This is a genomic window from Marinobacterium marinum, assembly GCF_013868415.1.
GTDB lineage: Bacteria > Pseudomonadota > Gammaproteobacteria > Pseudomonadales > Balneatricaceae > Marinobacterium > Marinobacterium marinum.
Genome location: NZ_JACEMT010000033.1, coordinates 159515 through 185486, shown reverse-complemented (window position 1 = coordinate 185486; position 25972 = coordinate 159515). Strand labels below are relative to the sequence as shown.

Annotated in this window: 23 protein-coding genes; 19 read left to right on the top strand and 4 right to left on the bottom strand. The window is 55.1% G+C overall.

The genetic code is table 11. The features are described from left to right. Positions 1-10: 10 nt before the first annotated feature. The gene (locus H1S06_RS03035; RefSeq protein WP_181737068.1) at positions 11-202 is read left to right on the top strand and encodes a 4-oxalocrotonate tautomerase; all 192 of its coding nucleotides are present in this window, start codon (positions 11-13) and stop codon (positions 200-202) included. Between the two features lie 113 nt (positions 203-315). Here the strand turns inward: H1S06_RS03035 and H1S06_RS03030 are convergent, their stop codons facing one another. Continuing rightward, a complete protein-coding gene (locus H1S06_RS03030; RefSeq protein WP_181737066.1) occupies positions 316-1407 on the bottom strand; it encodes an AraC family transcriptional regulator in 1092 nt (363 codons plus the stop codon). 169 nt (positions 1408-1576) lie between these two features. Here H1S06_RS03030 and antA point away from each other — a divergent pair, with 169 nt between their 5' ends. From antA to H1S06_RS02995, 7 genes are all read left to right on the top strand, one after another. After that, complete coding sequence (antA, locus tag H1S06_RS03025; RefSeq protein ID WP_181737063.1) at positions 1577-2962, top strand: anthranilate 1,2-dioxygenase large subunit; 1386 nt, start codon at positions 1577-1579, stop codon at positions 2960-2962. A 3-nt stretch (positions 2963-2965) separates the two neighbouring features. Continuing rightward, a complete protein-coding gene (antB, locus tag H1S06_RS03020) occupies positions 2966-3454 on the top strand; it encodes an anthranilate 1,2-dioxygenase small subunit (protein WP_181737061.1) in 489 nt (162 codons plus the stop codon). Positions 3455-3497: 43 nt separating this feature from the next. Further along, complete coding sequence (gene antC, locus H1S06_RS03015) at positions 3498-4517, top strand: anthranilate 1,2-dioxygenase electron transfer component AntC (RefSeq protein ID WP_181737059.1); 1020 nt, start codon at positions 3498-3500, stop codon at positions 4515-4517. A 54-nt stretch (positions 4518-4571) separates the two neighbouring features. Then, positions 4572-5495, top strand: coding sequence for a catechol 2,3-dioxygenase (locus H1S06_RS03010; RefSeq protein WP_181737058.1), 924 nt, complete (start codon positions 4572-4574; stop codon positions 5493-5495). A 189-nt stretch (positions 5496-5684) separates the two neighbouring features. Further along, positions 5685-6671, top strand: coding sequence for a TRAP transporter substrate-binding protein (locus tag H1S06_RS03005; protein WP_255482877.1), 987 nt, complete (start codon positions 5685-5687; stop codon positions 6669-6671). Between the two features lie 92 nt (positions 6672-6763). After that, entirely contained in the window at positions 6764-7273 is a 510-nt protein-coding gene (locus H1S06_RS03000; RefSeq protein WP_255482876.1) for a TRAP transporter small permease, read from the top strand. Then, entirely contained in the window at positions 7270-8529 is a 1260-nt protein-coding gene (locus tag H1S06_RS02995; RefSeq protein ID WP_181737054.1) for a TRAP transporter large permease, read from the top strand. The genes H1S06_RS03000 and H1S06_RS02995 overlap by 4 nt, the downstream gene beginning before the upstream one ends. A 31-nt stretch (positions 8530-8560) precedes the next feature. On the opposite strand, the gene H1S06_RS02990 is transcribed toward H1S06_RS02995, so the two are convergent. After that, positions 8561-9571 carry an AraC family transcriptional regulator gene (locus H1S06_RS02990; protein ID WP_181737052.1) on the bottom strand — a complete coding sequence of 337 codons (1011 nt, stop codon included), beginning with the start codon at positions 9569-9571 and terminating at the stop codon, positions 8561-8563. A 219-nt stretch (positions 9572-9790) separates the two neighbouring features. Here H1S06_RS02990 and H1S06_RS02985 point away from each other — a divergent pair, with 219 nt between their 5' ends. The 5 genes from H1S06_RS02985 (at position 9791) to H1S06_RS02965 (ending at position 14656) form a co-directional block, all read left to right on the top strand. After that, positions 9791-11026, top strand: a complete 1236-nt coding sequence (locus tag H1S06_RS02985; protein ID WP_181737050.1) for a dienelactone hydrolase family protein — start codon at positions 9791-9793, stop codon at positions 11024-11026. Between the two features lie 10 nt (positions 11027-11036). Then, positions 11037-11825, top strand: coding sequence for an SDR family oxidoreductase (locus tag H1S06_RS02980; RefSeq protein ID WP_181737048.1), 789 nt, complete (start codon positions 11037-11039; stop codon positions 11823-11825). Between the two features lie 80 nt (positions 11826-11905). Beyond that, positions 11906-13150, top strand: a complete 1245-nt coding sequence (locus H1S06_RS02975; protein ID WP_181737046.1) for a styrene monooxygenase/indole monooxygenase family protein — start codon at positions 11906-11908, stop codon at positions 13148-13150. Between the two features lies 1 nt (position 13151). Further along, positions 13152-13691 (top strand): flavin reductase family protein, encoded by a 540-nt coding sequence (locus H1S06_RS02970; RefSeq protein ID WP_181737044.1) that lies wholly within the window; start codon positions 13152-13154, stop codon positions 13689-13691. 65 nt (positions 13692-13756) lie between these two features. Continuing rightward, positions 13757-14656: a SphA family protein gene (locus tag H1S06_RS02965; protein WP_181737042.1), complete on the top strand. Its 900-nt coding sequence runs from the start codon at positions 13757-13759 to the stop codon at positions 14654-14656. A gap of 112 nt (positions 14657-14768) precedes the next feature. Here H1S06_RS02965 and H1S06_RS02960 read toward each other — a convergent pair whose 3' ends face one another. Next, complete coding sequence (locus H1S06_RS02960; RefSeq protein ID WP_181737040.1) at positions 14769-15488, bottom strand: tetratricopeptide repeat protein; 720 nt, start codon at positions 15486-15488, stop codon at positions 14769-14771. A 253-nt stretch (positions 15489-15741) separates the two neighbouring features. Between H1S06_RS02960 and H1S06_RS02955 the strand changes: the two genes are divergently transcribed. Together H1S06_RS02955 and phbB are read left to right on the top strand one after the other, a co-directional pair. Continuing rightward, positions 15742-17115 (top strand): MATE family efflux transporter, encoded by a 1374-nt coding sequence (locus tag H1S06_RS02955; protein ID WP_181737038.1) that lies wholly within the window; start codon positions 15742-15744, stop codon positions 17113-17115. Positions 17116-17305: 190 nt separating this feature from the next. Then, positions 17306-18055 carry an acetoacetyl-CoA reductase gene (phbB, locus tag H1S06_RS02950; protein ID WP_181737036.1) on the top strand — a complete coding sequence of 250 codons (750 nt, stop codon included), beginning with the start codon at positions 17306-17308 and terminating at the stop codon, positions 18053-18055. A 10-nt stretch (positions 18056-18065) separates the two neighbouring features. On the opposite strand, the gene H1S06_RS02945 is transcribed toward phbB, so the two are convergent. Further along, complete coding sequence (locus H1S06_RS02945) at positions 18066-19154, bottom strand: AraC family transcriptional regulator (RefSeq protein ID WP_181737034.1); 1089 nt, start codon at positions 19152-19154, stop codon at positions 18066-18068. Between the two features lie 185 nt (positions 19155-19339). Here H1S06_RS02945 and H1S06_RS02940 point away from each other — a divergent pair, with 185 nt between their 5' ends. The 4 genes from H1S06_RS02940 (at position 19340) to H1S06_RS02925 (ending at position 25959) form a co-directional block, all read left to right on the top strand. Next, a complete protein-coding gene (locus H1S06_RS02940; RefSeq protein ID WP_181737032.1) occupies positions 19340-20527 on the top strand; it encodes an acyl-CoA dehydrogenase family protein in 1188 nt (395 codons plus the stop codon). Between the two features lie 39 nt (positions 20528-20566). Further along, the gene (gene bktB, locus H1S06_RS02935) at positions 20567-21763 is read left to right on the top strand and encodes a beta-ketothiolase BktB (RefSeq protein WP_181737030.1); all 1197 of its coding nucleotides are present in this window, start codon (positions 20567-20569) and stop codon (positions 21761-21763) included. A gap of 235 nt (positions 21764-21998) precedes the next feature. After that, complete coding sequence (locus H1S06_RS02930; protein ID WP_181737028.1) at positions 21999-23567, top strand: fatty acyl-CoA synthetase; 1569 nt, start codon at positions 21999-22001, stop codon at positions 23565-23567. A 169-nt stretch (positions 23568-23736) separates the two neighbouring features. Beyond that, positions 23737-25959, top strand: coding sequence for a heavy metal translocating P-type ATPase (locus H1S06_RS02925; RefSeq protein WP_181737026.1), 2223 nt, complete (start codon positions 23737-23739; stop codon positions 25957-25959). Positions 25960-25972: the final 13 nt, after the last annotated feature.

The window sequence follows — 25972 nt, the reverse complement described above, 5'->3', positions numbered from 1 at the left end:
GGAGTCTGTTATGCCGATCGCGAATATCCACATCATGGAAGGCCGCTCGGATGAGCAAAAGGAGAACCTGATCAAGGAAGTGACGCAGGCCATCGCCCGTTCTCTCGATGCGCCGGAAGAAAGCGTCCGTGTCCTGATTGATGAAATGCCCAAACAGCATTTTGGCATAGGAGGGCAGTCAGCCAAGAAATTGGGGCGCTGATCCTGCCCTTTCAGTTGTGTTTCACCCTTCGTTGTCGTCTCTTGGCCCCGCTATAAAGCGGGGCTTTTTTGATGTTTCTTAGCTGATAATCTTCTATGAGATTATATGATGAATTAAAAATTTATTTTTGACTTGGCAAGTGTTTCCGACGGGGTTTCACCAAAAAACTTTTTGTAATCGGCTGAAAATCGTCCAAGGTGAGTAAACCCCCATCCTAGTGCAATCGATGAAATATTTTCTGATCCTGTTGGTTTTATAATGTCAGAACGGACTCCTTCCATTCGAATACGCTTTAAGTAGGCGGTTGGTGGAATGCCAATATGGCGTTTGAAATCCGAATATAGTTTATTTCTTGAAACACCTGAGATCCACTCGATATCATCCATGTTAATATCATTTCTGGCATGTTCCTTTAGATAATCAATCGTTTTGACCAGATAGGAGGGCAGGTTGTTTCTGAGTGCTTTTTTGACATCGTCAGAGTAGTTGTGGGGTTGTGATGTCAGGATTCCCTTGATCAGTGCCTGTTCAATGTCGCGGATGAAAGCGGGGCTGTTATACAGGCTGTCAGGGTTGCCAAGTTCGCTTTCTATGTAGCGGATGGTACGCCACCAGGCACTGGAAGAGCCCACTTTTGCGTCCATTTTGGCTTCGAAAATCAGAGGCTTATCGGTTATTCGGCCAAGCATCGCCTCAAGTCCGACTTTCATTGCCTGGCGTGAAATACGTACCAGGGTCTTGCGACAGTTACCGCTGATATTGAGTTCGTAGGGTGCAGCAGGTGAAATGATGACACCGCTGGTGATATTGGACTGAACATTGCCTTCGGCACAACTCAGCTCCTGATATCCGCTGAGGGGAAGGCTGATGCTATAGCTGTTGCTCAGGTCTTCGACTTTTACGGTTACATCCGTGCCGTATTCAATATATCCGATAGCCGTTGTCGTTGAGTTGAGAATGTTTCCGACATGTCTGAAATGCATTTTATGTGCATCATGAACCCTGAGGTCATGTGGGCCACATATATTTGACATCCATGAAATGGCATCGCTGGCATTCTGTATGTCAGCCAGGATCTTATTGGGAGGCTTATCATCGATAAGACTGTCTGTTTCCAGCATAGGATAACCATTTTTAATTATTATTGTCTGTTCAGGCCAGGGGGCATGGCTTAATCCACCTTTTAAATTAGCACTACCCGTCATGAATGGTCAATGTTTTATCGATTGGGTGGGGATAGGTTTGGCGAAGGTTAAAAATGGGATAACGCTTCAGGAAAAATCGGATAGCTGGGGCTTACAAGCTCTGGTTTCATGGTTGGCACGATAAGAGAGGAGGGCTAGATGATCAGCCCGATGCTAACGGAGACCAAGTATGAACAATAACAATCAGACACTGGAACATTGGCGTGAAACCGTTGAGTCGGCCCTCGACTTTCGCCCGGATGAGAAGACCTACAAGATAGCGCGCAAGATCTTCACCGCCCCCGAGCTGTTCGACCTCGAAATGGAACTGATTTTCGAGAACACCTGGATCTACGCCTGCCACGAAAGCCAGATTGCCAACAACCACGATTTTTTCACCATGCAGGCGGGTCGCCAGCCGATGATCATTACCCGCGATGGCAAGGGCGAGATCAACGCACTGTTGAATGCCTGTCAGCATCGCGGTGCCACCCTGACCCGTGTGTGCAAGGGTAATCAGTCCACCTTTACCTGTCCCTTCCATGCATGGTGCTACAAGACCGATGGCAAGCTGGTGAAGGTCAAGGCGCCTGATGAATATCCGGCAGACTTCGACAAATCAACCCGCGGCTTGCGCAAGGCGCTGGTGAGCAGCTACAAGGGGTTTGTGTTCATCAACCTGAACACCGAGTGCACCCAATCTTTGGAGGAGTTCCTGGGTGACGCCCGTATCGCCTTCGACATGATGTCGGCTCAGTCGCCCACCGGTGAGCTGGAAGTCCTGCCGGGCTCCTCTTCCTACACCTTTGACGGTAACTGGAAACTGCAGAACGAAAACGGCCTCGACGGTTACCACGTCAGCACCGTTCACTACAACTACGTAGCCACGGTTCAGCACCGTCAGCAGCAGGATGCGGCCAAAGCCGACGGCGGCAGCAAAACGCTGGACTACAGTAAGCTCGGTGCCGGTGACAAGGAAACCGACGATGGCTGGTTTGCCTTCAAGAACGGTCATACCATTCTTTTCAGTGACATGCCGAACCCGGAAGTGCGTCCGGGCTATGCCTCCGTTATGCCTCGCCTGGTTGAAGAGTATGGCCAGGAGCGTGCCGAGTGGATGATGCATCGCCTGCGTAATCTGAATATTTACCCGAGCCTGTTTTTCATGGATCAGATCAGCTCCCAGTTGCGTGTGGTGCGCCCGGTGGCCTGGAACAAGACCGAAGTACACAGCTTTTGTTTGGGCGTGAAAGGCGAATCTGATGCCGATCGAGAAAACCGCATTCGTCAGTTTGAGGACTTCTTCAACGTCTCCGGCATGGGGACCCCGGATGATCTGGTGGAATTCCGTGAGGCTCAGAAAGGCTTTGAAGGCCGGGCCGAGCGCTGGAATGACATTTCCCGTGGCTGTGAAAACTGGGCCTATGGTGCTACAGCCAATACTCGTGCGCTGGGTATTGAACCGGTAATTACCGGCACCGAATTTACTCAGGAAGGCCTGTATGTAAACCAGCACTCTACCTGGCAGCGCTACCTGCTGGAAGGTCTGGCAGCCAAAGCGAAGAAGGAGGGTTAAACCATGAGCAATACTATCCAGAGCATCGAGCAGTTTCTGTACCGTGCGTCCGAGTACTGCGACCGTCAGCAGTGGGATGAGTATCTCGATATGTTTGACCCCGAGTCCCTGTTCCATATCCCTCAATGGGACAGCGAGCATGTGTACACCACCAACCCCAAGCGCGAAATGTCGCTGATCTATTACCCGACCCGTGCCGGGCTTGAGGACCGTGTGTTCCGAATTCGCACCGGCAAAAGTGCTGCCTGTACGCCCATGCCACGCACCATGCACCTGATCGATAATGTTCAGGCGGAACAGCAGGACGATGGCCTGTGGCAAGTGAAAGCCAACTGGGTCACGCACTTTTTCCGTTTTGGTGAAGCCGAGTGCTTCTTCGGCTGGGCCGAGTACCAGCTGCGTGAAGACGGGAACAGCTGGAAGATCATGAGTAAGCGCGCCATCGTGCTGAACGACAAGATCCGCCATGTGCTGGATTTCTACCACGTCTGAGCACCTTCGGGTGCTCGTTTACGAGTGAGCAATGGTGAGTAGTATGCATAAGGTAGCACTGAACTTCAGTGATGGACGCACCCACTTTATCGGCATTAATCCGGGGGAAGTCCTGATGGACGCGGCTCTGCGTCACGGCCTTACGTTGCCGGTGGATTGCCGTGAAGGTGTTTGTGCCTCCTGCAAGGGCACCTGCCAGTCCGGCCAGTATGATCTTGAATATGTCGATGAAGATGCCCTGAGTGAAGATGACCTGGAAAAGGGCGGTATTCTGGCCTGTCAGATGCGGGTCGAAAGTGACTGTGCCGTTCGTTTCGATTTTGACTCCACTTTGTGCACCAGTGCCGGACCTGAAGAGGTCGAGGCCGTGGTAACCCGGGTCGAAGTCCTGTCCGACTCCACCGCAACCCTGCATCTGGATGCCAGTGGTCGTGAGGGGCAGCTGGACTTCCTGCCGGGCCAGTATGCCCATGTGCAGGTGCCCGGTACCGATGAGTGGCGCTCTTATTCCTTTGCCTGTCAGCCCAACGAAAACAATCAGCTGCAGCTGCTGATTCGTTTGTTGCCGGATGGGGTGATGAGCAATTACCTGCGTGATCGTGCCCAGCCCGGTGACAGCATTCGTCTCAAGGCGCCGCTGGGGGCCTTTTATCTGCAGCAGGTGAAGCGCCCGCTGATTCTGGTCGCAGGCGGCACCGGCCTGGCGGCATTTCTGGGCATGCTGGATCAGATGGAGTCCGAGCCGAGCCGTATCGATCAGCCGGTCAACCTGTTCTACGGCGTCACCAAACCGGAAGACCTTTGCGAGCTGGAGCGCCTGGACCGCTATCAGCAGGCGATTCCCAGTTTCACTTACCACAGCATCGTGATGCAGCCAGATGAAAGCTGGCAAGGGCCGGAAGGTGTGGTGACCGACCTGTTTGAAGAGCAGCATTTCAACGCCGGTGAGGTGGATGCCTATCTCTGTGGCCCGCCGCCGATGGTTGAGGCGGTGAAAAACTGGCTCGATCAGCGCCAGATGGAAAACGCCAATATCTACTTTGAAAAGTTTTCCGCCAGCTGAGCCAACAACAGCTGAGCAGTAACCCAACACAATAACAACAATGAGATCAGCACAATGAAAAAAGGTGTAATGCGCCCGGGACACGTTCAGATTCGTGTCCTGGATATCGACGAAGCACTGCTTCACTATCGTGACCTGCTGGGACTGATCGAAGTCGGCCGCGATACCCTGGGACGGGTCTATCTGAAGGGCTGGACCGAGGTCGACCGCTTCTCTGTTGTCCTGCGTGAAGCCGATCGGCCCGGTATGGACTTCATGGGGTTCAAGGTACTCAACGAAGCGACTCTGGAACAGCTCCACGGTGAGTTGGTCGAGCATGGCTGCGAAGTGGAGCAGATTGCAGCCGGGGAGCTTGAAGGCTGTGGTCGCCGTATCCGCTTTCAGGCACCCACCGGGCATGCCTTTGAGCTGTATGCCGATAAAGAGCAGACCGGTCGCTACGGCATCGGTAATCACAACCCGGAAGCCTGGCCTCGTGATCTCAAGGGCATGAAAGCACAGCGTTTTGATCACTGTTTGCTATACGGGCCCGAGCTGGACAAAACACTGGAGCTGTTCCGTGAGGTGCTGGGTTTTGATATCTGCGAACAGGTGATGACGCCGGATGGCAAGCGTGTGGCTCAATTCCTGACCGCCAGTATGAAAGCACATGACATTGCTTTCATCGATCATCCTGAACCGGGCAAATTTCACCATGCCTCATTTTTCCTGGAAACCTGGGAAGAGGTGCTGCGCGCAGGCGATCTGATCTCCATGACCGAGACATCTATCGATATAGGTCCTACGCGGCATGGTATTACGCACGGTCAGACGATATATTTCTTTGACCCGTCTGGAAACCGTAACGAAGTGTTCTGTGGCGGTGACTATTTCTACCCGGATCATGAGCCGATCACTTGGGATGCCGACAAGCTGGGCAAGGCAATCTTTTATCATGATCGTCAGCTCAATGAGCGCTTTCTCACTGCGTTGACCTAGCACTTTGGCGGCTTCAGGGACTGTCAAATTGATTGGCGGGTCGCTTGAATACCGGCTGTGGAAGGAGTCTGAAGCAGGACCGTCTGCGGTATAAGGCTTGCCGGATCAGGGAGGTCTGGACGTGTCCGGCGCCAGGTCGGCATCACGCTCACCGGTATAAAAATTATAATAGAGTGAATGGAGTTATATATGTTGATGAAACGCTTAATGATGCCCGTCATGACGGCTGGTCTGGTGTTGGTCATGGCCGCTCAGGTACAGGCGCGAGACTTCCGTTTGGGCCTGATTACTCCCCCGCCACACCGCTGGACTCAGGCTGCCGAAGCCTTTGCTGAGGATGTAAAGCAGAAGTCCGGCGGCGAGCACAGTATTGCCGTCTTTCCTTCCCAGCAGTTGGGCAATGAAGCTCAGATGGTGCAGCAGCTGCAGACCGGTGCACTGGATATGGCTTTTCTGACCGTGGCTGAAATATCCAATCGTGTACCTGATTTCGGTGCGCTGTACGCGCCTTATCTGGTCGATGATATCGATCAGGCTGCGGCGCTTTTGAAGTCAGAAGCGGCGACCGACCTGTTGGATCAGTTGCCGTCTGAAGCCGGCCTGGTTGGTGTGGGGTACGGCATGGCTGGTCTGCGCCAGGTGATGAGCCGTGATACGCTGGAAGGGCCGGCCGATCTGGAGGGCAAGAAGCTGCGTATCACGCCTTTCGAGCCGATTCGTGATTTCTACAAGGCCACTGGTGCCGCTCCGACGCCTATGCCATTGCCGGCCGTGTATGATGCTCTGGCCAATGGTCAGATCGATGCCATCGACATGGACTTTGATTCCATCCTCATTTTCAAATTCTATGATCGTTCCGACAAGATGCTGATCTCCAACCATATGATGTTCCCGATGGTAGGGGTGGTATCCGGGCGTGTCTGGAAAGACCTGAGCAAGGACGAGCGCAAATTGCTGCAAACCAGCATGCGTATCCAGTTGGATGCGGTGCTTGAGCACTTCCAGGCGCTGGAAAAGGAACAAGAGCAGGAGCTGCGAGGCCGGAATATCACCATTCATGAGGCAACCCGGGAAGACTTTGCTGACGCCATTGCCGAGTGGGAAGGGATCTGGTCCGAGAAGGCACCGTCTTTGCCCAAACTGAGAAAAGCGGTTGCCGAGATCAAAGGCAGCTGATCTTCTGAGCTATTACCCTGCAGCCCCTGGCGGCTGCAGGGCGAGGACATCCGATGTTGACGTTCATTTCTGACCGGCTGGTCCGTATCGAGATGGGGTTGGCGGCCATCATGGCGGCAGTTGTCACCTTGCTTATTTTGTTGAACATTGTCAGTCGCTCCTTGGGCATGGCAATTTACTGGGTGGATGAGCTGGCCATTTATGCCATGGTCTGGACCACTTTTCTGGCTACATCGGTCGCTCTTAAGCGTCGTCAGGTGGTGGCGGTTACGCTGCTGGCAGACCTGCTTGGCAAACGTGCTCAGGCCTGGATGCAGCTGATTTCAGACGTGATGATACTGACGTTTGCAGTGGCATTACTGGTGCTCTGCTGGCGTTGGCTGGACCCCGTTACGTTTGCAGATGTGGGTTTTGATATTAAAAAATTCCAGGGAGAGACATTTAATTTTCTGTATTCGGAAAAGACCAATACGATCGGCATTAATAAAATATGGCCCTGGTTGATACTGCCCTTATTTTCAATGTCATTAAGTCTTCATGCCCTGAATAATATGTTGGCCAGTCTTAAATATGCAGTATTTTATAAGGGGGTGTCAGAATGACGTTTACAGTTTTCTTGATTCTCTTGTTCTGCAGTGTCCCTATTGCACTGGTTTTGGCTTTAACAGCGTTGTGGTATATCGCGACTTCGGGAAACTCGGTACTGTTTGATTCCTACCCGCAGCAGCTATTTGGCGCCATTGAAAGTTATGGTCTGCTGGCAATTCCCTTGTTCATGCTGACGGGGGAACTGATGAATGAAGGGGGGCTGACCAGCCGCCTGATCAATCTGGCCCGGATTCTGGTCGGTGGCTTTCGTGGTGGTCTGGCCTATATCAACCTGGTTGCCAATATGATGATGGCAGCGATCATGGGGTCGGCAGCATCACAGATCGCCATCATGTCCCGTGCCATGGTGCCGGCGATGGAGAAGGAAGGGTACTCCGGTTCATATGCGGCCGCCATTACGTCGGCCGGCGGGCTGCTGTCACCCATTATTCCGCCTTCCATGCTATTCGTACTTTTTGGTGTGCTGGCACAGATCCCGATTGCTGAAATGTTCATCGCCGGCATTGTGCCGGGTTTGCTCATGTCGCTGTTGTTTTTTATTGTTATTGCCGTGATTGGCCTGGTGCAGGAATACCCGAAAGGTGAGTGGCCGGACCGTGCCAAGCGTCGAGAATACTTGGTGATGGGGCTGCCGGCAGGCCTGATTCCCATGGTGATAATTGGCGGTATCCTGACCGGTCTGGCGACGCCGACAGAGTCAGCGGCTTTGGCATCTCTGGCCGCGTTGCTGATCGGGAAGTACATCTACAAGGATCTGAAGTTTTCCCATTTGCCAGAAATCCTGCGCCGTACGGCCTTGAATGCGGGGATGGTGATCATGCTGATTTCGGCTGCAGGCGTGTTCGGATGGGTCGTGGTCTACGAGCAGATTCCTCAGGCTGCGGCAGCCTGGATTGCCCAGCAGACGTCGGACCCCTTTATGTTCATGTTGATGGTGGTCGGTGTATTGATTCTGGTCGGTATGGTCATTGACGGTATTGCCGCTCTGATTCTGGTGGTACCAATCCTGTTGCCTATTGCCCAACAGCAGTTCGATATATCAGCGTATCAGTTCGGTGTAGTGGTTTGCCTGACACTGGTGACCGGTTTGCTTACGCCACCGGTGGGTGCGGGGTTGTTTATCGGTTCCTCCATGACCGGGATTCCTCCCATGCAGATTTTTCGTTCTTTACTGCCTTTCCTGCTTGCGACCTTGGTGACGCTGGTGCTGTTAAGTGCTTTCCCCCAGCTGGTGTTGATGCTGCTCTAATGTTGCGGACACCTCTGTAAGGCACCGCCATTCAGGCGTGTGCCTTGCGTCTGGTTTCACTTGGCTTTTCGCCAAACAGTTTCTGATATTCCTGACTGAAACGGCCCATGTGGGAGAACCCCCAGTACATGGCCGTATCGGTTACGGACGACAGATGTTCAGGTCTGGACAGGGCCTGGTGAATACGTTGCAGACGTATGCTGCGCAGAAACTCCATTGGGCTCATATGCCTGAATTCACGAAACCCTGCATAGAGGGTGCGTACGCTGACACCGGCTATTTCAGCCAGTATGGCCGGTGACAGTGACTCCTGCGCATGCGCTTCGATGTACTCCTCAACCCGTTTGACGTGGCGTGGTGCCAGCGGGCGCTGTCCGCCAGCCAGTTCCAGCGAATAGTTGTTGGGCTGCTGACTCAGCAGGGTGCTGATTACAAGCTCTTCCAGTTGCCGGATAATCAGTGGCTGCTGCAGGCAGCCTGGCAGGTCCTTTTGCATCTGCATGATGTATTCCAGCATGTGCATCCAGGCCGGTGAATTTTGCCAGTCCAAATGGCAGTTGAATTCTACGGGGTGTTTAATGCTGTGGCCCAAGTAGCGACTGCAGATCTGCTCCAGCTCGCGGCGATCGATGCGCAGCATCAATTGATCACATTCGCTGTCATAGCGCATGGTCAGACGTTGAGTGGGGTTCAGTACGACGCCCTGCCGGCAGTTGGTGGTGAGCGTACAGTCGCCACAATTGATTTCTGCTAGCCCGCTGACGGGCATTTGGATCAGGAAAAAGTCTTCCAGACATTCGGGGTCAACCTGGACGGAGGCCCCGTATTTCAAACGGTGAAAAGAAACCTGGCCCATGGTGAATTGGTGCAGGCGCGACTTGAGCGTCGCGGTGTGTCGGGCCGGGACAAATTGATGCGGCTTGAAAGCAGTGCCGACCTTGGCTTGTACCTCCTCCACACTGCCGCAGCTGAATACCAGTTTGTCTGGCTGGTCCAGCAAGGCATTCGCCAATAGAGGCGAAAGATTTTCTTTCACTGACATTTGGGCTACTTCCCTTCTTATTTTTATCAGTCCACAGATAAGTCTGCGTCTGCTGTAGGGGGTAGCAACATTATATACAAGGTAAACGCAGAAGGTGGATAAGTGGTTTTACTTTTCTGCACTATCCGGATAGAGGTTGCTGAGATCGGATCGTATTGACCAAACGCTTTTAAATAGTATGGATTCACGAAACGTGAGAATAATAACAAGGAGTCACTCATGGGAATCCAGATTCAAGTTGATGCAAAAGACGGTTCAGGTAAATTCAGCGCTTATATGGCAGTACCTGCTTCGGGGGAAGGGCCAGGGCTGATCCTGTTGCAGGAAATTTTTGGCGTTAACGGCACCATGCGTCAGATTGCGGATTACTACGCCGAAGAAGGTTACCTGGTGCTGGTGCCGGATCTGTTTTGGCGTCAGGAGCCGAATGTCGAGTTGAACTATGATGAGGCGTCCTGGCAGAAAGCGTTCGGTTTTTATCAGGGGTTTGATCAGGACAAGGGCGTTGAGGATATTGATGCGGCCATTACTGCCCTGAAAGCTCGCCAGGAGTTTACGGGTGGGGTTGGCGTGCTGGGCTTCTGTCTTGGTGCGCGTATGGCCTATCTGGCAGCATGTCGCTGTGATGTGGATGCTGCAGTTGGCTACTACGGCATGGGGATTGAGAATCACCTGGACGAGGCCGACAACATTCGCGGCCGTTTGGTACTTCACTTTGCCGAAAACGATGAGTACTGCCCGGCTGCTGCCCGCAATGATATTCATGCGGCACTGGAACCCCGTGAGAAAGTCGAGCTGTACACCTATCCTGGCGTAGATCACGCTTTCGCTCGCCCGGCATCGGAGCATTATCACAAGCCGTCAGCATTAATGGCACATGAGCGTTCGGTGGCGGTACTGCGCAAAACCATCGGTCCCGACTACAACCTGTCTCATCTATGGGACAAGCACTGCGAATACGAATTTAATACCCGTAATGTCGAGGACACCATGGCGACCATGGTGGCAGAGCCCTACGTCAATCACATTCCTACGCTGACCGGTGGGGTGGGGTACAAGGACCTGTATCGCTTTTACAAGCATCACTTTGTGGATGTGAACCCGGGTGACACTCATCTGATCCCGATTTCACGCACTATCGGTGATACCCAGATCGTTGACGAATTGTTGTTCTGTTTTACCCATGACCGTGAAATCGATTGGCTGGTACCCGGCATTGCACCTACAGGCAAGTACGTCGAAATTCCGTTGTTGGCTGTGGTCAAGTTCCGGGGCGACAAGCTCTATCACGAACACATTTACTGGGATCAGGCTTCGGTTCTGGTTCAGCTGGGGGTGCTCGACCCCACGGGATTGCCTGTAGCAGGGCGTGAAACCGCCGCCAAGTTGCTCGATGAAACCCTGCCGTCCAATACGTTGATGCCGACCTGGCCCAACAGTGAAAACAAGAATTGAGGCACCGATTATGAGTGAATTCAACAATCGTGTTGCCTTGATTACGGGAGGCTCCACCCTGATCGGCGCGGCCGTCGCGAAAGCTTTCGTACGCAGCGGCGCCAAGGTCGCCATCCTCGACATCGATGCGGCATCCGGTGCCAAGCTGGCGGATCAATTGGGGGCTTCGGCGCTGTTCATCGAAACCGACATTACCAGCGACAGCCAGCTGGAGGCAGCGGTGGCCCAGACCGCCGCGCATTTCGGGGGGCTGCACTACCTGGTCAATCTTGCATGCAGTTATCTGGATGAAGGGGCTGACTCTGGCCGTGCCGACTGGCTCAAGGCGCTTGATATTAATGTGGTAAGTGCGGTGATGGCCGCTCGAACCGTGCGCCCCCTGCTGGCGCAGGAAGAAGGGGCGGTGATCGTCAACTTCACCAGCATTTCATCTCAGGCAGCCCAAACGGGACGTTGGATATACCCCGCCAGCAAGGCTGCGCTCAAACACCTGACCCGCAGCATGGCGCTGGACTTCGCCGATGATGGTATTCGCGTAAATTCGGTCTCCCCGGGCTGGACCTGGTCTCGTGTAATCGAGGAGGTGAGCGGTGGTGACCGTGCCAAGGCTGACCGTGTCGCCGCGCCTTTCCACATGCTGGGACGCCTGGGAGGGGCTGAAGAGGTCGCCGAAGTGGTGCTATTTCTCTGTTCGCCCCGAGCCAGCTTTGTGACCGGTGCCGACTATGCCGTTGATGGCGGCTACTCGGCGCTGGGGCCCGAGCAGAAGGAGCCCGCAATTCCCAAGCTGGCGGAGTAATTCGTTGGTGTCAGCAATATCAGCCCAACGCCGGTTGTGCCCCCCAGCCGGCACTATAAAAATAAGATTGGAGTTCTCACATGACACGTAAAATTGCAATCGTAGGCGCGGGCCAGTCCGGCCTGCAAACCGGCATTGGCCTGCTCAAGGCCGGCCATGAGGTCACCCTCCTGTCCAATCGTACAGGTGAACAGATTCGTGCTGGCAAGGTCATGTCCAGCCAATGCATGTTTGATCGTTCTCTGCAGACCGAGCGGGATTTGGGGCTTGATTTTTGGGAGCATGATTGCCCGCCTGTTGAGGGGATAGGTGTCACCGTGCCCAATCTGGAGCAACCGGGTGAAAAGCTGATCGACTGGGCGGCGCCACTGGATAGCAAGGCTCTGTCGGTGGACCAGCGCATCAAGATGCCAAGCTGGATGGATGAGTTCGAACGCCTGGGGGGCGATCTGAGAATCTGTGATGTCGGCATTGAGGAATTGGAAGAGTTGGCGGCTGCTTATGAGTTGGTACTGGTGGCCGCGGGCAAAGGCGAAATTGTGCGCATGTTCGAGCGTGATGAAGAACGTTCGTGCTTTGACAAGCCGCAGCGTGCACTGGCGCTCACCTATGTACACGGAATGACCCCGAAAGAACCGTATTCACGCGTGGCTTTCAATCTGATACCGGGTGTGGGGGAATACTTTGTCTTCCCGGCCCTGACTCTCAGTGGCCCTTGCGAAATCATGGTGTTTGAAGGCATTCCCGGCGGCCCCATGGATTGCTGGGGCGATGTCACCACACCGCAGGAACACTTGCAGCGTAGTCTGGAAATTATCAGTACCTATGCTCCTTGGGAGGCGGAGCGCTGCAAGCAGGTTGAATTGACGGATGAGAACGGTGTTTTGGCAGGCCGCTTTCCGCCGACAGTTCGAAAACCCGTGGCGACGCTGCCGTCCGGCCGCAAGGTGATGGGCATTGCCGATGCGCTGGTGGTTAATGATCCGATTACCGGGCAGGGTTCCAACAACAGTGCCAAATGCAGTCGTGTATATCTGGATGCAATTCTGGCGAGAGGTGACCAGCCATTCACGGAAGAATGGATGCAGCAGACTTTCGAAACCTATTGGCAATATGCGTCTCAGGTTGTGGCGTGGACCAACAGTATGTTGCGGCCACCAGCCCCGCACATTCTGGAATTGATGGGCGCGGCTCAAGGATCTGATTCCCTGGCCTCTCTGCTTGCCAACGGTTTCGACAATCCGCCGGACTATATGCCTTGGTGGCTGGATGAAGAGGATTGCCGTCGTGTAATCGAATCACATATGCAACAAGGAGCGGCTTGACATGACAAATGTGACCACAGCCCATACGACGCTGGAAAAATGCTCCGCGACTGCAAGCCTTGCGCCCGTAATCGACCCTCGCGCGTTGCGTGATGCCCTGGGGCTATTTGCCACTGGCGTGACGGTGGTAACGGCGCCTGGTGGAGATCATCTGCCCATAGGAATTACGGCGAACTCGTTTTCTTCGCTGTCGCTAGATCCGCCTCTTATATTGTGGAGCCTGGCTCTGCGTTCACCAAATCGTGGCGCATTTGAGGAGGGAAAACCGTTCGCGATCAATATCCTGCAGCAACAACAGGAAGCACTGGCCATGCAATTTGCGCGTCCCGTGGAGGATAAATTTGAGGGTGTTGAGTATCGACTCAATAACCGTCAGGTCCCTCTTTTGGAGGGCGCCCAGGCTCAGCTTGAGTGTACGGTGGAGTTCACCCGCATCTTGGGAGACCACTTGTTGATTGTCGGACGTGTCGATGCACTGAACAGTTCCCCCAGTGAGCCGCTGCTGTTCTATCGTGGAGCATTTGCCCAGCTGCAAAGCTGAAGCCGCTCATGCGCACCTGTCTCGGGGCGGTGCGCCAATAACAAGAACAACACAGGACTTGCCTGATGATGAAATTCTTCCACAAGGTCGGTGCTGCATCGGCTATGGTGATGGCATTGTGTGTCCCCGGCGAAGCTCAGGCTACCGAGGGTGGTGGCTCGAATTACGCCATGGGAGCTGAAAACTACCTGATGGGCGCGTTGCCACCTCCCGGCGTTTATTCGTTGCTCTATGCCAACCGGTATGCAGCGGACGATCTGATGGATGGCTCTGGTAGCCGTGTGCCGATCGATTTCCGTTTGCGTGCCAACGTGGTGGCGCCACGCCTGGTTTGGGTGACTGATACCACTCTGTTCGGAGGACAGCTGTTTCATGCTGCCTTGCTGCCGTTGGTCGATATGGATGTGTCGGTTGGCAGTATGAGAGACAGTAATCGAGGGGTGGGCGACATTGATTTGACCGCATTTGCTCTGGCGTACCATCATAATCCCAACTTTCACTCGGTGGTGGGAATGGACGTATTCATACCCGTGGGTGAATATGATGTTGAAGATATGGCCAATATTGGTCGCAACTACTGGGGAGTACAGGCGGCCTATGCGGCGTCCTGGGTCAACCCGACCGGTTGGAACGCCGACATCAAGCTGATGTATGACTACAATTTCGAGAACAATGATACGAATTACCAGTCCGGTCAGGAGCTGCACTTTGACTATTCGCTCGGCTATGGTGTAAGTCCCAATTGGGTTGTGGGGATTGGGGGGTATGGCTACAAGCAGACTACCGGTGATGAAGTGAATGGTGTCGATATCGGCAATGAAGGACAAGCGTTCGCCATCGGCCCGTCCATTAAATACGACAACGGCAAGGGTTTCTTCCTGTCATTGAAATACCAGAAAGAGATGGCGGTGGAAAATCGTCCCGAAGGCGACGCCTTCTGGGTCAAGGCCATTTTGCCTTTCTGACATTTGCATTGGAGGGAGCTATCGCCTGTGCCCCGCCGTCAGGCGGGGCTTGTTGATCCAGGCAGGTTCGGGTCCTGTCGTCGGGAAAATACCGAATCTGGTCGGGCCGGCCTTACTCGATCGGCAGGCCCAGATCTCGTGCCTTTTCCAGCAGTCGGGTGGCCGTTTCGTTCGCGTCATCCCCCAAATCGTTCATGCCGATCAGGCGCTTGTGCTCGTCGTTCAGGATAAACTGCCGTTTGGCAACGATCATGGCCAGGTTGTACCACCCCATCATCAGATCCGGTTGCAGGGACAGTGCATGCGTAATGTGGGTGACGGCAGTGTCGGCATCATTTTTGACATTGAATGCCAGCAGGCCGGTATTGTTCAGAATGATCGGCTGGGGGGAGGTCTGTGCAACCAGTTGCTCCAGAATGTCCAATGCTTGCGCGGACTTGTCGTTTTGCTGCAGGGCGATACTGTAATTGTACTGTGCCTGTACGTCCCGGGGCTTCAGTTCCAGATAGCGCTTGAAAATATTTTCGGCTTCCTGCGGGTTGGAGTGCAGCAGAACATAGCCCAGGTTGTTCAGGGCGACGGTGTCATCCGGAGAAAACTTGAGGACCTTTCTGAAAGCTTCTTCTGCTGCCTTGTACTGTTGTGCCTTGATCAACACCACTCCCATGTTGATCCAGGCATTGTAGCTGCCCGGGCAGAGAGTCAGTGCCTTTTGGAAACACTCGATGGCCTGGGGGTAGTTGCCGGCTTTTTCGTGCTTCAATCCTTCTGCGCGGGAGTGTTCGGATTCCAGCATGGCTTTTTGCTGCTGAGCCTGGTTGGATTGGTTCATCAAGCGTCCTCTAAATTCGTGATGGCAACCTTGCGGACAGGGTTGATACCCTGCTGCCAGGCCTGCCCAAACCTGTGTATTTGAGCGCTAGTATAACGTGTAGTCAGGGAGACTGTTAACGTGCGGCGGCACGGTGTGAAGGGAATGATGAGGTGACAGGCCTGCTGGATATTTACTCGGGCTGTCGAACGCGGCCCGCCGGTTTTCTGTTACACTTTGGCCCCGTTCTTTTTCTTCCGCTTACAGGAGCAGCATGTCCAGGCCGCTCGATCTGCTTAACGCCCCCATTCGCCAGACGCTGGTGAGTATGACAGTCCCGATGATGTTCGGCATTGTCAGTCTGATGCTGTTCAATTTGGCTGACATCTGGTTTGTGGCTCAGTTGGGCACGGCGCCCATGGCTGCTCTGGCTTTTACCTTTCCGGTCTCCTTTTCGGTTGTCAGTCTTGCCATCGGGTTGGGGGTCGGGACATCGGCAACTCTGGCGCGTCTGATTGGCAGCGGAAATGGCAGCGAACAACAGGCTGCTCGCCTGGCAACGGATAACCTGTTGTTGACGGTCCTGCTGCTGACCGTCGTGGGCATCACCGGGCAGCATTTTGCCGATCCGATTTTTCGGCTGATGGGGGCTGATCCCGAGTTGCTGCCGTTGATCGATGCCTATATGGAAGTATGGTTCGCCGGCTCGGTTTTTCTGGTGTTGAATATGGTGTGTAACAGCACTTTTCGTGCCTCGGGTGATACCCGGCTTTCCGCAGCGGTCATGCTGATCTCGTCCCTGATCAATATCATTCTTGATCCCTTGCTGATTTTTGGTTGGGGGCCGGTACCGGCAATGGGGATTCGTGGGGCCGCTTTGGCCAGTGTGTTGGCCTGGTCTATAACAACACTGTTGGCGCTGCATCTGCTTTATCACCGCAAGGGGATGCTGGTACTGGCCTGGCCAGAGCCGCGTCTGATGCTGAATAACTGGCGGAAAGTACTATCAATCAGTTTGCCGGCGGCCCTTTCCAATATGATGACCCCTCTGGCCAATGGTATTTTGACGGCGTTGGTCGCCGTTCATGGCGCTGAAGCGGTTGCCGCTTTTGGGGCCGGTGCGCGCATTGAATCTCTGTCCTTGCTGGTGTGTCTGGCCTTGTCGATGACACTGCCGCCTTTTATCAGTCAGAACTATGGTGCGCTTAAGGTGGAGCGGGTGAAGGCCGCCTACCGTGGGGCGATTCGTTTTGCACTGCTGTGGCAGCTGTTGATCTTCGGGGTGCTGGTATTGGCGTCCGGCAGTATTGCACAGTTGTTCAGTGATGATCCGGCCGTGGCACGCTGGCTGCAGACGTGGATGTTGATTGTGCCGGCCGGTTTCGGTTTTCAGGCGATGACGTTCTTGAGCGCATCGTCCTTTAATGCCTTGCATCAGCCGATGCGTGCGATGCGCATCAGCCTGTTCCGGCTGTTTCTGATGTATGTGCCGTTGGGCTGGCTGGGGAACCAGCTGTTTGGCCTGACGGGCATGTTCTGTGCGTTGGTCGTCGCCAACGCGATTACGGCCGTAGTGGCCTCCTCCTGGGTCAAGCGCTACCTGCAGGCGCTGGATACCGCTTCGAACGTCTTGCCTGCATCTCGCTGATAGGCAATAACCCTAATCAACCAAGGTCATGCTTCTGACACAGTTTAATTAGACTATGATCAATGCAGTTACAGGGTGAACTGGCATTATCAAAGTGTGCATTCAAAACTCTGCGGCCTCGTTTTCAGGGGGTCAGTATAAGGTCTTCGGAAGCGGGCCTGGCCGCTAATATGGAAAAGGGAAGCGAAGTATGAGCAAACGAGTAGCATTGGTCACCGGTGGTACCGGTGGTTTGGGTGAAGCGATCTGCCGCAAGTTGTGTGATGCCGGCTTTCATGTGGTGGCCGGTTATAACAGTGGCGGTAATCATGACAAGGCCAGGGCCTGGCAGGAAGAGCAGCGCAAGGCCGGGTATGAAGTGGATGTGGCTTATGGGGACGTGACTGACGCCGAATCCTGTGCAGCCTGTATCGCGACGGTCAAGGAGTTGACGGGGCGCAATGTTGATGTACTGGTGAATAATGCCGGTATCACTCGAGACGGCCAGTTCAAGAAAATGAGCTGGGAGCAGTGGGATGAGGTTCTGACGGCGAACCTGGACTCCATGTTCCATATGACTCGCCTGGTTGTTAATCCGATGATCGAACAGGGTTTTGGTCGTGTTATCAATATCTCCTCGGTGAATGCGCAGAAGGGACAGTTTGGTCAAACCAACTACTCTGCTGCCAAAGCCGGTATTCACGGTTTCACCAAGGCGCTGGCACAGGAAGTGGCAGCCAAGGGGGTAACCGTTAACACCGTATCGCCGGGTTATGTGATGACGCCGATGGTGGCCAAGATTGATGATGCGATTCTGGACAAGATTGCCAAATCCATTCCGGTCGGTCGCCTGGGTGAGCCGGCCGAAATCGGTCGCATCGTGACTTTCCTGGCCGAGGATGAGTCGGCCTACATCACGGGGGCGGATTTTTCCATCAACGGTGGTTTGCACATGTTCTGATGTGCTTTGTTCAAGGCAACCCGTTCGGGTTGCCTGCCTGAGTCTGGCGGCCCAGCGTTTTGATGTGGCGCCGCCAGCGTGTCGGCGAGTACCCCGTCCAGCGCTTGAAGGCGCGGCAAAAGGCGGCAGCCTCAGCAAATCCGGTTTGTTCCGCCACCTCCTGCACGCTGACATGCTCACTGGCCAGCAGCTTCAGCGCAAAATCTCTGCGCAGTCTCTCCTTTATTTCACGAATGGTCGTGCCTTCATCCTGTAAACGGCGACGCAGGGTGCGCGGTGCAATGGCCAATAGCTGACTGATGGTGTCCAGCTCCGGCATCTGGTCAAGGTCATGGCGCTGCAACAGGACTCGGATGCGGGTTTGCAGGCTGTTGTCAGGGACCGGGCGGTGCAAAATCATGGCGGGGCTGTTTTGCAGGAAGGCTTGCAGCTCGGTGGTGCTGCGGATGACGGGCAGTTGCAGGTAGCGAGGATGAAGGTAGAAGCCGCACAGTGGCTGTTCGTAAAGCAGTTCACCCAGAAACATGGCACGGTACTCGCGTGCGTGGGGAGGAGGCGGGTACCCGAAGCAGGTGCTGGCAATGGGGATCTGCTGTCCGACCAGCCAGCTGGCAAGGCGCTGCCACATCAACAGAATGAACTCCTGCAGCAGGTGGTGCCTGTCCTTCCCTTGATGGTTCAGGTGCAGGCGGTAAAACACCAGGGATGTTTGTGTATGAGGTGTCGCCTCCAAACCGATATTCAGATCGTCCGACCAGGCGGTATAGAAGCGAGCGCTCTGCTGCAACATGCCACCCAGTGTGCTGGCTCCTTGAGCCAGTTCTGCCATCAGGGAAAACACGCCACGGCGGCACGGAGTTGGTGACAGGCCCATGAACTCGTCACGGGTATGGCGCCAGACCGCCTTGATAAGCTCACTGAGTTGGTGTTCGCTGATCAGGTGTTCGGGGGTGTCGAGCCAGGTCGGTGGAATACCGGCCGCTTTCAGCAAAACACCGGGTTCGGCACCCTGCCGAAGGGCACCCTCAATGCTGGCTCGAATGTAATGATTGGCGATATGCGCCTTGCAAGAAGGTCTGGGCAGGTCTGTCGTTATCATTTCTGTGGCTTCCGCTTCCTTTCGATCAGTGTACACAGCTGAATATCGAGTCTGTATCAAGTTGGCCTGTATGATCAATTAAAACGACCTCGATTGTCATTCCAAGGCTTTGTCCAAAACTCTTTAATGGGTTAGGTGCCGGTTGGTTGAAGGCGCCATGATGATAATGACAAGAAGGGCCGGGCATGAGCGTATACAGACAGTCCGCAACCGATACGGTTGTGGGCAATGAAGACAGGGCGTTATTTGAGGAAATGGTTAAACGTATTCTGCAACAGGAAGTCGCACCGGAGTATGAGCGCTGGGAAGAGGCTCATCAGGTGCCACGGCGTTTGTGGAATACGCTGGGCGAGGCCGGATTACTGGGCGTGGATCTGCCGGAAGCGCTGGGCGGTTCGAACGCGGGCGTCGATATCTGCCTGATGGTGTGTGAGGAGATGTCGCGTCAAGGCTTTGGCGGGCTTGCCAGCGGCTATAACATCCACGCCAACATCGTCATGCCCTACCTTCTGCACCTGGGGAGTGAGGCGCAACAGGCGCACTGGCTGCCACGAATGGCCAGTGGCGAGGTCGTGGGTGCCATCGCCATGACGGAGCCCGGGGCCGGCAGTGACCTGGCTGCCATGCGAACATCGGCCGAGCGAGTGGATAACGGCTGGAAGCTTAATGGTGCCAAGGTATTCATAACCAATGGCCAATTGGCTGATTTGGTGATTGTGTGCGCCAAGACTGACCCCGCAGCCGGTGCGCGCGGAGTCTCCCTGTTCCTCGTGGATGCGAGTTTGCCGGGGTTTTCCCGGGGCAAGCCGATTCGCAAAATAGGCCAGCATGCCAGTGATACAGCCGAGCTGTTTTTCGATGATCTGGTTGTACCCGAGTCCGCTCTTTTGGGTGAGGCCGGGAAGGGGTTTGTATATCTGATGCAGGAGCTGCCTCGAGAGCGCCTGGGGGTCGGGGCACAGGCGCTGGGCGCGATTGACGGAGCGCTGCAGTTAACGTTGGCGTATGTGCAGGAACGTCGTGCGTTCGGGCAACGCATTGCCGATTTTCAGAACACCCGCTTTGTGCTGGCAACAGTACGCGCCGAGTTGGAGATGGGCCGAGCCTATTTCAACCAATGTCTGCAGCGCTACGGCTGGGGCGAGATGAACAGCACGGATGCGGCCGCGCTCAAGCTGATGCTGAGTGAAATGCAGTGCCGTGCGGTTGACCGCTGTCTGCAGCTGTTTGGAGGGTACGGTTATTCGCAGGAGTATCCGATTTCGCGTTTTTATGTTGATGCGCGTATTCAAACGATTTATGCGGGCACATCTGAAATCATGCAGGAAGTCATCGCCCGGGACATGTTGGGCAAGGCAAATCAGGCAGCCTAGAGCCATGCCACGCCATTAATAAGAACAAGAGGAAACAGGATGTTTGATACCGTTAAACTTGAAGATGTGGTGATTGTGGCGGGTGCGCGCACGGCGATAGGTGATTTTGGGGGCAGCCTGTCGGCTTATACCCCTGCCGAACTGGGTACCTTTGCCGGTCAGGCAGCCATTGAGCGGGCCGGTATCGAGGCGGCCGAGATTGATCATGCCGTTTTCGGACACATTATCACGACCAGTCCCCAGGATGCTTACCTGTCGCGTCATATAGCGCTCAATTGCGGTTTGTCCGAGCGTTCTGCAGCGTTTAACGTGAATCGTCTGTGTGGGTCCTCCGTTCAGTCTCTGATCTCTGCGGCTCAGTTGATTCAGGCCGGAGCCAGTCGCGTTGCCCTGGCCGGCGGAGCCGAAAGCATGAGTCGGGGGGCCTATCTGCTGCCCAATATGCGTTTTGGGCAGCGTATGGGGGACACTCAGGCACTGGACATGACTGTTGGCATTCTCAGTGACCCTTTTGACAGCGGGCATATGGGCATCACGGCCGAAAATATAGCGCAGGCATACGGCCTGACACGCGAACAACTGGATCAATACTCCGTTGATAGTCATCAGCGTGCGTCGCTGGCGACCCAGTCCGGATATTTTGCATCTCAGATTGTACCCGTGCCGGTACGCAAGGGGCGTGAAACATCGTCGTTCGCTGAAGATGAGCATGTGCGGGCGGATGTCACCTTTGACGGGCTGCAGAAGCTGCGTCCGGCCTTTCGCAAGGACGGAATTGTAACGGCGGGCAATGCTTCAGGCATTAATGATGGTGCGGCAGCGCTGGTGCTGACCTCCATGTCGGAAGCACAGGCGCGAGGGCTGACCCCCAGGGCGCGTTTTGTCGGTTACGCATTTGCGGGCGTTGAGCCTCATTTGATGGGGTTGGGCCCTATTCCGGCCGTTCGTCGAGCGCTGGAGCAGGCCGGGTTGAGCCTGGCTGATATTGACGTGATCGAATCGAATGAAGCCTTTGCCGCACAGGCTTTGGCAGTGGCACGGACACTGGACTTCGATCCGAGTTGTGTCAACGTCAATGGTGGTGCTATTGCACATGGCCACCCGGTAGGGGCGACGGGATCCATTATTACGCTCAAGGCCCTGTACGAGCTGGAGCGCACGGGTAAGCGGCGAGCGTTGGTCACCATGTGCATTGGGGGTGGTCAGGGTATTGCTCTGATCCTGGAGCGGGTCTGAGGCCAGGATCATGATGAGTCAAGATCGTTGATGCCTTGTGTGGCGGTGATCAGGCGGGCGCAAGTGCCTGGCTGGGGCGGCTGTCGAGAGGTGTTACGGCGGCAGTATGAGCGCTTCGGAGCAGCTTGAAAATCAGCGGTTCTGCAACGTATGCGGGCATTGCTGGAAGCCGGCAGGGCAGTGCACAACTGATGGGTATACAGGATCGTACAAGAATAATAAGACGAGGTGGAATATGACGATAGCGATGGATACTCGAGCTTGGGTGCAGCAGGCAACACGCAATACGATTGGTGATGCCTTGCACCGTATAGCGGTTCGTTGTGCCGAGCAGGTCGCTTTGGAATACCGTGGGCGTCGCTGGATCTATCAGGACCTGGACCGAGCGGTTAATCGGGTTGCCAATCGACTGCTGGCACTGGGGTTGCACAAAGGGGACAGAGTTGCCGCCTATGGCAAAAACTCCGATGCGTACCTGATTCTGTGGCTGGCCTGTACCCGTTCCGGCCTGATCCATGTACCGGTGAACTTCTCATTGACCGAACGTGAGTTGGCCTATGTGCTGATTCAATCCGGTGCCAGTGCCCTGTTTATGGATGACAGCCTGCAGGCGAATGTGGATGCGATTGCACATTCACTGGATCTGGTTGTGCGGGGGCGTCTGCATGGCGAAAACGCGGACAGGCACGAAGATATACTGGCGATTTCACAGGGCGAAGGGGAAGATCGGGCGCCGCAGGTAGAGCTGTCGGATACTGATGTCGTTCAAATTCTGTACACATCGGGTACCACATCCGATCCGAAAGGCGCCATGCATACACATCGCTCGTTGATGGCGGAATATGCCAGTTGCCTGTTGCATCTTGATATCAAGGCTACCGACCGTTGTCTGGCAGCCCTGCCTCTGTACCATTCGGCTCAGATGCACGTGTTTACCCTTCCGTCTTTACTGGCAGGAGCCTTTACATGTGTGCTGGATACCCCGACACCTGAGGGGATTTTGCAGCACTTGAAAGAACAGCGGTTGAACAGCTTCTTTGCCCCGCCGACGGTATGGATTTCCCTGCTGCACCATCCATCCTTTGTTGCTGCAGAGCTGCAGCACCTGAATAAGCTGTATTATGGTGCTTCCATCATGCCGGAGCCGATTGTTCAAGAGTTGAGTGCCAGACTGCCGCAGTCCGGGTTGTACAATTGCTACGGACAAAGTGAGATCGCCCCTCTGGCAACGGTGCTGCGACCGGAAGAGCACCAGGCCCGCCCGGCTTCTTGTGGGCGACCATTGATGAGCGTGGAAACACGGGTTGTTGATCCGGCTACGGGTGAAGTGTGCAGGCCTGGTGAACAGGGCGAGCTGGTACACCGCTCACCCCAGCTTATGGTGGGGTACTGGGGCAAGCCCGATGAAACGGCGGAGGCCTTTACGGACGGCTGGTTTCACTCCGGTGATCTGGGGTATCAGGACGAACAGGGATATGTCTGGATCGTTGATCGTATCAAGGACATCGTCAATACCGGAGGCGTTCTGGTAGCCAGCCGTGACGTGGAAGATGTGCTCTACACGCACCCGGAAGTGGATGAAGTGGCCGTGATTGGTGTACCGGACGAAAAATGGATAGAGGCAATCGCGGCGGTGGTTGTGCTCAGGCCTGAAGCGGAACTGGATGCCGAGGAGCTGATTCGCCATGCGCGTATGCATCTGGCCCCGTTCAAGGTCCCCAAACAGATTCATTTTGTTACTCGGTTGCCTAAAAACACCTCGGGCAAACTGTTAAAACGCGCCCTGCGCCAGCAGTTTTCCTGATGTCTCGATATGCTGTGCCCGAATAATCCCCCCTGAAGGGCCTGGCGTTGTCGGGCCCTGTTGGCTTATGCCTCTGCCAGGATCAGTTGGGGCTTGACCCTGTACTTGGCTTCAGGGTTTATCATTACGTCATCGGAACCCGTATTCAATACCTTTCAGGGGGTGTGTGATGGCGATTTATCAGTTTGCGTTGCATAACGTGCGGTGTGCAGGGTGCGTACGCAGTGTGGAGAAGTCTCTGCAACAGAGCGAGGGCATCGACGACTTCGCAATCAATTTTGCCGACCGTACGGCAACGGTACAGACCGATGTTGATCCGTCAGTGGTGGTGCAGGCAGTTGAAGCGGCAGGCTACGGAGCTTCTCTGATCCAGAGCCCGGATGACTATGAGCAGCGTGCCCGTCAGGAGCGTGCAGCATTCAGGCAAACACTGAAGCAAAGCCTGGTTGCACTGTTGGTGGGGGGCGTCCTGATGCTGGCTATGTTGGTGGGCTGGATGCCGGACCTGCAGACTCACAGCGGCCTTCTGCAGGGGGTGGCTCTGGGTGTGATTACACTGGCGATCATGATGTACAGTGCGGGACATATATATAAGGGGGCTTGGAAAGGGCTTTTTCACGGTGACCTGAACATGGATACCTTGATTGCCCTGGGAACGGGGACAGCCTGGATCTATTCCACCGGGGTATTGCTGGTCAGTGCGGTTGCCCCCGGCGCTTTACCGGCACAAGCGATGCATTTGTACTACGAAGCAGCGGTCATGATCCTGGGGTTCATACTGCTGGGGCAGGCGCTCGAAAGCCGGGCGCGAGGCAATACCAATGACGCCTTGCGTAAACTGTTGGACCTGCAGCCGCGTGAAGCCTTGCGTATTCGGGACGGCGAGAGCAAATCGGTTCCCGTCGCGATGCTGCTGCCAGGTGACCGCGTGCGTATACGCCCCGGAGAGCGTGTACCGGTGGACGGCGTTGTGCTTGAGGGTAGCAGTCACCTGGATGAATCGATGTTGACGGGTGAACCCTTGCCGGTCAAGCGGGAAGCGGGTGATCAGGTTACCGGAGGAACGGTTAATGGTCAGGGTGGTTTGCTGATCGAAGTGTCGGCGGTGGGGCAGAAAACCGTACTGGCACAGATTGTTGCGACCGTACGTGAGGCGCAGAATGCCAAACCGGCTTTGGGACGTTTGGCGGACCGCATTGCCGCCGTGTTTGTGCCGATTGTGATCCTGATTGCGGTGGTGACGGTTGCTATGTGGGTCTGGTTGGCTCCGGCCCCGGCCTGGCCGTACGCCATAGTGGCAGCCCTGACGGTCCTGATTGTAGCTTGCCCCTGTGCGCTGGGGTTGGCAACACCCATGTCTGTCATGGTGGGCGTGGGACGTGCGGCCGAGAAAGGAGTGTTGATTCGCAATGGTGATGCCCTCCAGCAGGCACGTTCCATCACGACTCTGGTTGTGGACAAAACCGGTACCCTGACCGAGGGTAAACCTGCAGTTGTTGAGATACATGCTGACGGAGACGTGAATCAGTGGCTGCAACTGGCGGCTGGCGTGGAACAGCACTCGGAGCACCCGTTGGCACAGGCAGTGGTTGCGCATGCTCGTGAACGTGGGCTTGAATTGGCGGAGAGTGAGGCGTTTGATGCGACCGCAGGCAGTGGTGTCAGTGCCCGGGCGGAGGGGCGCCAGATACTGCTGGGCAATCGGAACTGGGTTGAGCAGCATGCCGTGGATACATCCGCGTTTGCGGAGCAGGCCGAACGCTTTAGCCGGGCCGGAAATTCGCTTATCTGGATGGCCGTTGACGGGCGCATGCAACTGTTGTTGGCGGTTGCGGATCGCTTGCGTGAGGATAGTGCTGCGGCGGTTGCCCGGTTGCATCGACAAGGGCTGGAAGTGGTCATGCTGTCCGGTGATAACGAACAAACGGCTAACGCCATTGCTCATGATGCAGGTATCGATCGCGTGATTGCCGAGGTCAAGCCTGAGCAGAAACAGGCGGTGATCCGTGACCTTCAGGCCCAGGGCAAGATCGTGGCCATGGTTGGAGATGGTATTAATGACGCGCCGGCTCTGGCGCAGGCGGATATCGGCTATGCGATGGGGTCCGGTACGGACGTGGCAATCAGCTCGGCGGATGTAACTCTGATGCGTTCCAGTCTGATGTCGGTGGTCGATGCTATAGGCATCTCCAGGGCTACCGTCCGTAATATCAAGCAGAACCTGTTCGGGGCCTTTATTTATAATACCCTGGCCATACCGGTTGCAGCAGGTGTCCTTTATCCCCTTACCGGACTTTTATTCAACCCGATCATTGCCGGTGCGGCCATGGCATTGTCGTCCATTACCGTGGTCACCAATGCACGTCGCCTAAAGTGGACGAAGATTGAATAAAAAGTTTACATCC